The 11,906-nt window shown below is 45.6% G+C and carries 11 protein-coding genes; all 11 read left to right on the forward strand.

Translation table 11 applies throughout. The features are described 5' to 3' along the window. The first annotated feature begins 274 nt into the window (after positions 1 to 274). On the forward strand, positions 275 to 1,216 hold the full coding sequence (locus tag H8S80_RS13300; protein ID WP_025530855.1) for an N-acetylmuramoyl-L-alanine amidase family protein: 942 nt from the start codon (positions 275 to 277) through the stop codon (positions 1,214 to 1,216). A gap of 16 nt (positions 1,217 to 1,232) precedes the next feature. Continuing rightward, a complete protein-coding gene (locus H8S80_RS13305) occupies positions 1,233 to 2,783 on the forward strand; it encodes a tudor domain-containing protein (protein ID WP_117631223.1) in 1,551 nt (516 codons plus the stop codon). Between the two features lie 90 nt (positions 2,784 to 2,873). Next, a complete protein-coding gene (locus H8S80_RS13310) occupies positions 2,874 to 3,605 on the forward strand; it encodes a CpsB/CapC family capsule biosynthesis tyrosine phosphatase (protein WP_117631320.1) in 732 nt (243 codons plus the stop codon). Between the two features lie 19 nt (positions 3,606 to 3,624). Further along, on the forward strand, positions 3,625 to 4,359 hold the full coding sequence (locus tag H8S80_RS13315) for a YveK family protein (protein ID WP_002601755.1): 735 nt from the start codon (positions 3,625 to 3,627) through the stop codon (positions 4,357 to 4,359). Beyond that, complete coding sequence (locus tag H8S80_RS13320; protein WP_117631225.1) at positions 4,360 to 5,160, forward strand: CpsD/CapB family tyrosine-protein kinase; 801 nt, start codon at positions 4,360 to 4,362, stop codon at positions 5,158 to 5,160. It begins immediately after the preceding gene. A 17-nt stretch (positions 5,161 to 5,177) separates the two neighbouring features. After that, a complete protein-coding gene (locus H8S80_RS13325) occupies positions 5,178 to 7,037 on the forward strand; it encodes a nucleoside-diphosphate sugar epimerase/dehydratase (RefSeq protein WP_117631227.1) in 1,860 nt (619 codons plus the stop codon). A 248-nt stretch (positions 7,038 to 7,285) separates the two neighbouring features. Then, positions 7,286 to 7,792, forward strand: coding sequence for an antiterminator LoaP (gene loaP / locus H8S80_RS13330; protein WP_117631229.1), 507 nt, complete (start codon positions 7,286 to 7,288; stop codon positions 7,790 to 7,792). 32 nt (positions 7,793 to 7,824) lie between these two features. Next, positions 7,825 to 9,039, forward strand: a complete 1,215-nt coding sequence (locus H8S80_RS13335; RefSeq protein ID WP_117631231.1) for a DegT/DnrJ/EryC1/StrS family aminotransferase — start codon at positions 7,825 to 7,827, stop codon at positions 9,037 to 9,039. Between the two features lie 22 nt (positions 9,040 to 9,061). Continuing rightward, entirely contained in the window at positions 9,062 to 10,069 is a 1,008-nt protein-coding gene (locus H8S80_RS13340) for an NAD-dependent epimerase/dehydratase family protein (protein ID WP_055650713.1), read from the forward strand. Between the two features lie 26 nt (positions 10,070 to 10,095). Next, positions 10,096 to 10,689, forward strand: coding sequence for a sugar transferase (locus H8S80_RS13345; RefSeq protein WP_055650714.1), 594 nt, complete (start codon positions 10,096 to 10,098; stop codon positions 10,687 to 10,689). 15 nt (positions 10,690 to 10,704) lie between these two features. Next, complete coding sequence (locus tag H8S80_RS13350) at positions 10,705 to 11,904, forward strand: ATP-grasp domain-containing protein (protein ID WP_181987916.1); 1,200 nt, start codon at positions 10,705 to 10,707, stop codon at positions 11,902 to 11,904. The last annotated feature ends 2 nt before the right edge of the window (positions 11,905 to 11,906 follow it).

The following is an 11,906-nucleotide window of genomic DNA, read 5'->3' on the forward strand; positions in this document are numbered from 1 at the left end:
GCGCAGACCTGATCCTATTCGTTTTTATTGCCGCAAAGCCTTACAGGTTCTAAAAAAAATACCCTGTCGTATATTGACAACGAAACTTCGTTGCTGTATGCTTATCACAACATAATGTGTATTATGTTGTAAACCGAACATGGTCGGTAATTTCCCGGGCAGAATCAGAGCGCCGAGGCGGCATAATATTCCAATCATGCAGACAGGACAATTGCGGACAGGGTATTTTAATCAGGATATTTCAATCAGGATATTTCAATCAGGAGGAGAAAAGATGAGAGGAAAAACATGGAAACTTGCAGCTGTTACACTGGGACTTAGTATCAGCGCGGCAGCAGCCGTCTACGCGCAGACGCCGGGATGGAGTTTAACCGGGGAGGGCTGGCGTTATATGTCTGTGGAAGGGCAGTATCAGGCAGCCAGATGGTTCCAGGATACGGATGGGCGCTGGTATCATTTTGACCAGAGTGGAATCATGCAGACCGGATGGTTTCAGGATGGCAGCGGCTTGTGGTATTTCCTGGCAACAGACACAGGAGCGATGAAGACCGGCTGGCACCAGGATCCTGATGGAAAATGGTATTTTCTCGCTTACAGCGGAGCCATGCAGACCGGTCTGATCAAAGTAGACCAGAAAGTATACTATATGGAACCGAGCGGAGCGCTGTTTACAGGGGATAAGGAAATTAACGGTGTGATCTATCACTTTACGGAAAATGGAACCGTAGGATCCGTACCTCCTGTCCCGACCGCGCAGGTGTGGTCCGCCAACGGAAACCAGACTTCCGGTTCAGACAGCAGTTCGTCCAGGGAAAAAGTGCGGGTCAGGGACGCCGTACAGAACGACATCATAGATGCAGTCAATCAGACAAGCGGAAGTGAACACATAGCCAGCGCATCGATCAGCGGACAGAGCATAAGTGTGACTCCGGTTGCCGTTTCTACGATGCTGGAGGGACTTCCGGCTGCGCAGTCGGTTTTTGAGGTGTTTCTGTCCTCCGGATATATCAATGAAGTGACAATCAGCGGTCCGGGAGGAAGCGCAGTGGTTCATGAGGCAGGCGACCTGGTGGGAGCGGCGAGAAGCTTGGGCTTTTCGGGAAGCGGAAGCTTTTCTCAGGCTAGAGGGTCCTATACGGTGACGGTATCCTATTCCGGAACGCTGGACTATGGATATGAAGACGGAACTCTCGTATATTCCGTTGCTGTCAATTGAGTGATGGTCCTCTGAGATGATTCAAAGAACGAAATGTTTATTAGTAATCCTTTTTACATTTCTTTTATCCATTATATTTGTTTTGATCTCACCGTTGACCGGCTGCGCATCCGGATTAAATGCCAGCGAACAGGAGCTGGTGGCAAAGGCCAAAGGTACGTTTGAATGGAATGGAAAAGAGTACCGGGCAAAGCAGACGTATATCGACCAGCTGACCGCATACCTCTGCAGGGAGGATGTGGACTTAAACGCAGACACCTGCGCGGCCGCGGCCGCAGAAATGTACGGCAGTGTGGAACGCGGTGTGACGGAGGGCTATCTCTATGAAGTCGGAGGCAGTGGGGAGACCGCCGCAGATACCATAGAAGCGATAGAATCAGAGGCGGGATCCCAGGAAGAAAAGGGCTCTGGACAGGAAGGCCTGTCAGGAGATGAGGAGCGTTCTGACAAACAGCTTGGGGAGAGGTCTGACGAACAATTTGAAGAGTGGCCCGGCAATAAGCCTGATGAGAAGTTCAAGAAGTGTGCTCCCGTTATTTTCCGGCTGCCGGGGTGTTGGTGGTTCGGAGGGAATCGTGCGGGAGGAGAGGACGCAGGAACTGGAATTGGAGCTGGAACAGAAAATGGATGGCATCGCCTGCTAGATCCGGCTCTTTACTGCCTGCTCATGGTGGGCGAAGCCGTGTGTTTACTCATTTTGATAACGGCATTGGCCCAAACTGCCAGGAACCGGAGCTTAAGGCGCCGGAGCAAGGCGAGAAAGGCGCTGCAGACGATTGTAATCTGCATGACGGCCGGCGCCTGTTTCCTTTCAGGACTGCTTCTATCGCTTCGCATTGGGGCATTTTCAGAACAGGCGGTGTTAAACCAGATCGAAAAGACTTCCTGGTACCAGACGGTTTATGACGATATGAAACGGGAGACATTCAGGACTCTGTCCTTGATCCAGGCGCCTGAATATGATTACGGGGACACGGTCAAGTATTCCAATGTGGTACTGACTGCCAGGCAGCAGGTAAAAGCAGAGCTTGAGGGAGAATCGCCGCACCCTGATTTAGCGGGAGCGATGGAACCGCTGCGGTCTTTTGTATCTGCCGGTTACAGGCATGCATATCCGAATTCTGAAGTGGCTGCCGCGGGCGTGGAGTACCTGATGGACGGCCTGGAGGCACGGTGTGAGAATCTGGTGCACTGGGCGGGGATGGACTGGTGGCGCCAGAAGACGAGGGATTTTTTGCGCTGGATGCCGGTTTTACTGGGAGGTGCTGTTCTGGTCTTTTCACTGGGGACCGCAGAACTGATCTGTCTGAGCCGTTCCCGTTACCGGGCGGTCAAGAGATTCGGAACCAGCCTGTTTGTGGGATTTTTAGGCCTTGGCGTCTGCGGTCTTCTGCTCTGGCGATTCGGAGGGGCTGGAACCGTGTGGACAGAACCGGTCTATATGAATGAATTTGCACGGTATCTGTCAGTCTCAGCCGGATACAGCGCGCTTTCGCTCGGAGGCATGGGCTGCTGTCTGTCAGCAATGGCATTCTATATATCAAAATGTATGAAGTACGAAAGATGAAGTCGGGAGGATGGCATGAGAGGAATGAGAAAAGGAAGAGACAAAGATAATAATGATTATCGGAATCATTTCGGGGGGGGGGTACAAAAAATGCCGCTCGGTCTATTTGATCTCCACTGCCATCTGCTTTATGGAATAGATGACGGTGCCGTTTCTCTGGAGGAGTCTCTGCGTGCTGTTCAGATGGCGTGGGATGAAGGAATCAGTCATATCGTATTTACGCCTCATTATACACCGGGGAAGGTCTCTGCAGAGAAGGAAGTCATTTTAGAACGAATAAATGAGGTCAGAGAGGCCGCCGAAAACGCAGGGATTCAAGGCATAAAGTATTATTGCGGCAACGAAGTGCTCTACGTTTCCGGCGTGGAGGAACTGTTAAAACAGGGCGAGATATTTACAATTGCAGATACCAAGTACGTGCTTCTGGAATTCTATCAGGGGGTAAGATACCAGGATATGTTTCAGGGGCTTTCTCGCGTGGTGAGAAAGGGATATATCCCGGTTTTGGCACATGTGGAGCGATATGTCTGCCTGTATCAGAGCGTGGAGAGAATAGAGGAACTGCGGGATTTGGGAATTGTGATTCAGATGAATACGGAGTGCTTTTTTCAGCGGATTCCGGACGTGCGGATGGTCTGGTACAGGAAATTGATGAAGGCCGGTTATGTCCAGCTGATTTCCACGGATGCACATGGCGCGGACAGAAAACCGCCGCGGATGAGAAAGGCGGTGGAATGGCTGGAACGCCACTGTGATCAAGGGCTTGTGGAGCGTGTGCTCTACGAAAATCCTGCGAGGCTGCTGGAGGGCCGGATACTATAAGAATTTCAGAGGGAGAACGATGAAAGATACAAGAGACGATGAGATAGAGATTGATTTGCTGCAGCTTTTCTGGGTGATGAAAAGAAGACTGTGGATTATGATTCTGGCGGTTGTCGTGGGGGCGGCGGCGGCCATGCTGTACACCACAACCCTGGTGGAACCGGTTTACACGTCTTCCACCATGATTTACATATTAAACAAGACAAACAATATTACATCGCTGTCAGATCTTCAGTTGGGAACACAGCTGACAAAGGATTATAAGGTGCTGGTGACCAGCCGCCCGGTTCTTGAGCAGGTGACAAGGAATCTGGGATTAGACATGAGTTATCAGCAGTTAAATGGGAAAATTACGGTCAACAATCCGGCCGATACGAGAATTCTGACTATTTCAGCCAGGGATACAAATCCAGAGACAGCACGGGCCATTGCCGATGAGATGGCATCGGTGTCGGTAGCGCGCATTGCCGAGATCATGGACTCGGTGCCGCCAAAAATCGTGGAAGAGGGAAATCTCCCCACAGCGCCTTCCAGTCCAAATGTGAGAAAGAATACGGTACTCGGCGGACTGGCGGCAGGGATCGCGGCGGCAGGCATTATCATTCTGCTGTATTTGATGAATGACAGCATCCGGAATGCCGGAGATATCGAGCGCTATCTGGACCTCAACACGCTGGGGCAGATACCGGAATTTGAAGAAAATCAGAGAAGAAAAAAGAAGAAAAGCAAATGGGGAAGAAGGGCGGTGGAGTAAATGCAGAAGGTAGAATTTAAGAAAATACCGCAGCTGGATTTCAGGACAAACGAAGCGTTTAAAACGCTGAGAACCAACATCACATTCTGCGGCGACGACCAGAGGGTGATCCTGTTTACCAGCACCATTCCCAACGAGGGAAAAACCTCAGTCGTATTCCAGCTGGCGAGATCATTTGCCGAGGATGGGAAACGGGTGCTTCTGCTGGACGCGGATATGCGAAAATCCGTCCTGATGGGCCATTACCGCGTCGACCGGGAGACGAGAGGCCTGAGCCATTATCTCGTGGGCCAGGAATCCGCCGAAAATGTCACTTACAGCACAAACATAGAAAACATGGAAGTGATTTTCGCCGGCCCGTCCACACCGAATCCGGCGGAGCTTCTGGGAAATTCCAGATTTGAGGAGATGCTCAGCGAACAGCGGGGAAACTATGATTACATCCTGATTGACACCCCGCCTCTGGGCAGTGTCATTGACGCGGCGATCATTGCGCGAAATGTGGATGGAGCCGTTATCGTGGTGGAGAGCGGAGTCATCAGCTATAAGATGGTTCAAAAGGTAAAAGGCCAGCTGGAGAAGAGCGGATGCCGGATCCTGGGCGCGGTTCTTAACAAGGTGGACCAGGAGAATAAAGGCTATTACAGCGGGTATTACAGTAAGTACTATGGGAAGTATTACGGTTATGGGGCCAGCGGAAGCAGTGATAAGGCAGAAAAGAGTGAACAAAACACGGAAGTGAACACGACATCTGTCAGCAGCGAAGAAAAACAGGCAAAGCGTTCCAGACGGCGCAAGTAGGATACGAAGGGGATAAAATGATAAAGACACGTATTATAGCAAATAAATGGTTCCGATCGGTATTATTTCTTATCTACGATATCTGCATGATTCAGATCTGCTCATTTTTAGCTCTTTGGATCCGGTTTGATTTGTCCACAAAATCCATACCCTCACAATATATAAGCGCAGTCACGTCATACAGCGTGATTCTGACGGTGACGACCGTTCTTGTATTCGCTCTGTTTCGCCTGTATTCCATTATGTGGAGCAGTGCCGGGATAATTGAGCTGGAATCCATTGTTGCGGCCTGTGGCGTAACGTTTATTCTGCAAATCCTGGGAATGAGATTCTTAAGCATCGAGGTGCCCAGAAGCTACCATATCTTATGGCTTTTATTTATAACGGCATTTGTGGGAATCAGCCGTATGAGCTACCGGGCGCTGCGGCTGGCAGGAAGACATCTGGGAAGAAAGCGGGATGCCGCAGTAAAGAAGCGGATCATGATTGTCGGCGGCGGACAGGCAGGCACTCTTCTGATAAAAGAGTTAAACAGCAGCGAAAAAGCACCTGGTATACCGGTCTGTATCATAGATGACGATCGGAATAAAAACGGAAAATATATCAATGGCGTACCGATCCGGGGGACACGGGAGGAGATACCCGAGTTAGCGGAAAAGTACAATATTGAGGAGATCTATATTGCGATACCCACCGTTACCGGTGTAGAGCGGAAAAAGATTCTGGAGATCTGCCAGAGAACGAAATGCAGCCTGAAAATACTCCCGGGTCTGTATCAGTTAATGAGTGGTGAAGTCAGCATCTCCAAGCTGCGTGATGTGGAAATCGATGATCTCTTAGGCAGGGAACCCATAAAGGTCAGTTTAAATGAGATTATGGGATACGTAAAAGGGAAAGTGGTTTTGGTAACAGGTGGAGGCGGATCCATCGGCAGCGAGCTGTGCAGACAGCTGGCCGGCCACGAGGTAAAGCGTCTGATTATATTTGACATGTATGAGAATAACGCTTATGAGATTCAGCAGGAATTAAAGCGGAACTATCCGGAACTGGATCTCGTCACCCTGATTGGATCCGTAAGAAATACGAACCGGCTGGACTCTATTTTTGATACATACCGTCCGGACATCGTGTATCACGCTGCGGCGCATAAACATGTACCGCTCATGGAAGACAGTCCAAATGAATCAATTAAGAATAATGTCATTGGAACATACAAAACTGCCAAAGCGGCCATGAAGTACGGGACGAAGCATTTTGTCTTAATTTCCACCGATAAAGCAGTCAATCCCACGAATATCATGGGAGCCAGCAAGCGCCTCTGTGAAATGGTGATCCAGATGTGCAACAGCAAGAGCAGCACGGAATTTGTCGCGGTGAGGTTTGGCAACGTGCTGGGGAGCAATGGAAGTGTGATCCCATTATTTAAGAAACAGATCGAAAACGGCGGCCCCATAACCGTCACGGACCCGGAAATCATCCGATATTTCATGACCATTCCGGAAGCCGTAAGTCTGGTCCTGCAGGCCGGGGCTTATGCAAAAGGCGGAGAAATCTTTGTGCTTAATATGGGTGAGCCTGTGAGAATTCTGGATATGGCGGAAAACCTGATCCGTCTTTCCGGATATGAGCCATATAAAGATATCGATATTGTGTTTACGGGACTTCGTCCGGGAGAAAAGATGTATGAAGAGCTTTTGATGGCGGAGGAAGGGCTGCAGGGGACGAAGAACAGCCGGATATTTATTGGGAAGCCGATTGAGATGGATTATGAAAAATTCGAGTTAGAATTGGCTGGACTTGACGAAGCTGCGTGGAAAGAGACTGGGGATATGAGGCAGCTGGTTCAGAAGATTATACCGGAGTATCATTTTCAGTAAATTATCTTCAGTAAATTATCTTCAGGAGAATGTTATCAGTTAAATAGAAAAAGAAAGTATAAAATCCAATTGGATAAAATCGTCGCTTTGCCGCGTTTTATATTATTTGGATGACAAAAGATAAGTTTAGAAATCCGCCTGCAAGATGACGGAGTGGCGAAGCATGCCCTGGAGACGGGATTTTCTAAACTGAGATATTATTGTTGATACATTCCAGCGTGCACAGGAGAAAACGAGGGATTTAAGCAATGTGGTACGTGATACAGGTAAGGACTGGAACAGAGGAATCTGTGCGAAAGCAATGTGAGAGGCTGGTTGACCATCATGCAATGGAACGGTGCTTTATACCTTATCAGGAACAATTAAAGCGCTATATGGGGCAGTGGCATAAGGAAATGATGCCGCTGTTCCCAGGTTACGTATTTGCTGACAGCCAGGATGTGGATTTACTTTTCGGAGAATTGAAACGAGTTACAGGTCTTACAAAACTTTTGGGAACTGGCAGTGCAATTGTTCCATTAACTTGGGAGGAAATAGCCATTTTAAAAAGGCTGGGTAAAGAAGAGCAGATCGTAACCATATCAAAAGGCTTAATTGCAGATAATCAAGTGAAAATACTGGAGGGACCTTTAAAAGAGCTGGAAGGCGCTATCTGTAAGATAGACAGACACAGGCGAAAGGCATGGTTGGAACTTGTTATGTTTGGAAGAATACAGAGAGTGGAGGTTGGATTGGAGATACTGGAGAAAAATTAGGGGTGAAATTTTAGATCAAAGAAGGAAAAGAAATGGAAAAAAGAAATATTTTATTTAGCCCGCCGGATATCAGTGAACTGGAAATTGCAGAAGTTTGTGAAGCAATGCGCTCCGGCTGGATTACTACTGGCCCTCGTACAAAGCAATTAGAAAGAAATCTGGCAGAGTATTGCCATACAAACAGGGTTGTGTGCTTAAATTCTGCCACAGCAGCAGAAGAATTGAATCTTCGTCTTCTTGGAATTGGTGAGGGGGATGAGGTCATAGTGCCAGCCTATACATATACAGCCTCTGCGTCAGCAGTATTACATGTGGGAGCAAAGGTTATTTTTGTAGACTCACAGCCAAATAGCACTGAGATGGATTATGAGGCCGTAGAAGCAGCTATAACAGAGAAAACAAAAGCAATTGTTATGGTAGATATTGGCGGTATTATTTGTGATTATGAGCGCATTTTTCAAGTGGCTGAAAATAAAAAAAATATTTTCAGACCCCAAAATAAGATACAGGCAGCAATCAGCAGAGTAGCTATTGTTGCTGACTGCGCACATGCATTAGGGGCTTGCAGGCATAGTAAAATGGCAGGTGAAATAGCAGATTTTACGTCCTTTTCGTTTCATGCAGTAAAAAATTTTACAACGGCAGAAGGTGGTGCATCTACCTGGCGTTCCATACCTACAGTTAGCGATGAGGAGATATATCACCAGTATCAGTTGTTTTCACTTCATGGCCAGTCAAAAGATGCGCTGGCAAAAACTCAACTTGGCGCCTGGGAATATGATATTGTTGGTGCCTGGTATAAATGCAACATGACAGATATTACAGCAGCCATTGGTTTGAAACAGTTGGAACGGTATCCCGCGATGTTGGCAAGAAGAAAAGAAATTATTGTAAAATATGATGCCATGTGTGATGAAATGGGCATAAAGCATCTGGAACATTACGGAGAAGGCCATAGCAGTTCCGGTCATCTTTATATGGTAAGAATTCCGGAAATCAGTATTGAGAAAAGAAATGAGATCATAATTAAGCTTGCAGAACGAGGTGTTGCTGCTAACGTGCACTATAAGCCGTTGCCTATGATGTCAGCGTATAAAGCGTTGGGGTGGGATATCAAAGACTTTCCGAATGCCTATGATTATTATCATAATTTGATTAGTCTTCCTCTTCATACAAGATTGACGGATCAGGATGTGGAGTATGTCATGGGAATTTTTAGGACTGTAGTAACAGAAAATATAGTGTAAATATTATGGAGGAAGACCGTCTATGTATATTATTATCGGTGCATCTAGCTTTATTGGAGTTCATACCGTTGAGGAATTTCTGAAACAGGGGTGTGAAGTACTTGTTACCGGGCGTAACAATAAATTTCGCTCATATTATGAAAATAGAAACGTGTGTTATAAAAATCTGGATCTTGTTCGAAAAGAAGATTTTGAAGAACTTCCCAGGCACGGGGTGGAAGGTGTAATTTTATTAGCTGGACTATTGCCTGCAAATGCACAGGTAAATTTGGATGAAGATGAAAATGCAGCCGATTATTTTAACATAAATACAATAGGTACAATTAATGTATTGGAGTACTGTAGAAAAAATAAAATAAAAAGGGTAATTTCAACTTCCTCCTACGCCGATGTCAGAAAATCGTGGACCGCGGATCGGGCGTTAACAGAGGAAGAACCGCGGGGAGGACTTTATACAGGCGATCATGCAATTTATGTGATGTCGAAAAATGCAGCCTGCGATGTTATGGAATACTATAATCAGCAGCATGGTATGAAAAATGCCTGTTTCCGTCTTCCTCCCGTTTATGGCGTGGGGCCCCATGGATCATTATTTATCAACGGCACCTATGTCAAGTCCGGACTTCAGATTTTTATGGATAAGGCAGCTGTTGGAGAGGATATCACTGTTTTTGGAAATAAGGATTTAAGCAGGGATGTCGTATACGTAAAAGACGTGGCTCATGCATTCTATTTAGCAATGCAGAGTGAAAAGACCAGTGGCCTTTATAATATGACATCTGGGAGAGGTGTAACATTACAGGAACAGGCAGAAGTAATTGCGGATTTATTTGCTTTGAGTCCAGATAAAAAGTCAAGAGTTGTTTATAAACCGGAGATACTGAATAGTACACCATCATATCTGTTTTCTATGGAAAAATCAAAAAGAGATTTTGGATTTGTTCCAGAATATGCAGATTTTAAAGTTATGATGAGAGATTATAAAAAAGATATTGATGCCGGAAAGTATAAGGAATTATTTCATTATTAATATGTTACAGCCTGAGGAGTTGAGCTATGTATATAAAAGTAAAACGGGTAATTGATTTTATACTTGCTTTGATAGGAATGCCGTTTTTGGGAATCATTCTGCTTGCATCCGCTATTTGTATTAAGCTGGAAGACGGCGGACCGGTTTTTTACCTGGCGGATCGTACTGGGCGATTTGGTAAACCATTTAAGATGTACAAACTGCGCAGTATGAAAATGAATGCACCGGACCTACGCCTTGAAGATGGGTCAACTTATAATTCCGTGGATGATCCAAGGGTTACAAAATTTGGAAAGTTTGCGAGGAAGACCAGTATTGATGAAACACCCCAGCTGATTAATATTTTAAAAGGAGATATGGCTTTGATTGGTCCAAGGCCTGATAGTGCTTCCTATTTCAGTCAGTATAGTGAGGAAGAAAGGAAAATACTTAAAGTTCGTCCTGGAGTAACAGGTTATAATCAGGCAATTAATCGTAATGCAGTAGGTACGAAAGAAAAACTGAAAAACGATATTTACTATGTTGAACATATGTCGTTTCTTTTCGATGTAAAGATAATTTGCATGACAGTAAAAACGGTACTCTTTCGTAAAAATATCTATCGGGTTGACAAAGGCTGAGAGGGCAAAAAAGCAATGAAAAAAATTATGATTTTAGGGGCTGGCATATTGCAATTACCCGCTATAAAAAAAGCGAAAGAGATGGGATTGTCTGTAATTGCAGTTGATATGGATCCCAATGCAGCAGGATTTGCCGAAGAAGGAATCGATCGTGAAGTTATTAGTACAACAGATACTTTAGAAGTATTAAAGGCTGCAAAAATACACGGTATTAATGGAATTATGACGTTGGCGAGTGATATGCCGATCAGAACAATTGCAGTTGTAGCGAGAGAACTTGGATTGGCAGGTGTTACTGAAGAAACTGCATTAAAAGCGACGAATAAAGCTGCAATGAGAGATGCGTTATATTCTCATAGTGTACCGATACCAATGTATTTTAAAGCCTCCAGCAAAGAAGATTATTTCAAAGCTGTTAATGAAATAAAGAGACATGGCTGTCAATGTATTATTAAACCCGCAGATAATTCGGGAAGCAGAGGTGTAAATCTCCTTAAAAGCTATGAGAAAGAAATGGTGGATAGAGCTTATGAGTATAGTAAAAAATATTCCCGTTCTGGAGATTTAGTTGTTGAGGAGTATTTAGAGGGGCCGGAGGTAAGCGTAGAAACGTTAAGCTTAGATGGGGAATGCCACGTGATTCAGATTACAGACAAGATGACGACAGGTGCTCCCTACTTTGTAGAGACGGGGCATAGTCAACCGTCTATGCTGCCGGCCGATATTCAACTAAAAATTATGGAAGTGGCTGTAGCAGCAAATCGGTCAATCGGTATTGAAAATGGGCCTTCACACACGGAAATAAAAGTGACCAGTGAGGGACCTAAAATTATAGAATTAGGCGCCAGACTTGGTGGGGATAATATCACAACACATTTAGTGCCGTTATCGACAGGAGTCAATATGGTTGAGTGTTGTATTAAAATAGCTCTTGGAGAAACGCCAGATTATAAAACAAAGCATTTTAAAGCCTCAGCTATTCGCTATTTAGAAAGTCAAGAAGGGGTTATACAAAAGATAGAAGGTGTACAGAACGCTGGTAAAATTGAAGGAATAAAGCAGATCAGTATTGTTCATGGAGTAGGAGAACACATCAAACAGGTGAGAAGCAGCGTTGACCGTATTGGCTTTGTTATTGCACAGGCTGATTCCGCGGCAGAAGCAATGAAAAAATGTGAAAACGCAATAAAAGAAATAGGGATCACATATGAATAAAG

The sequence above is a fragment of the Hungatella sp. L36 genome (genome assembly GCF_014288035.1).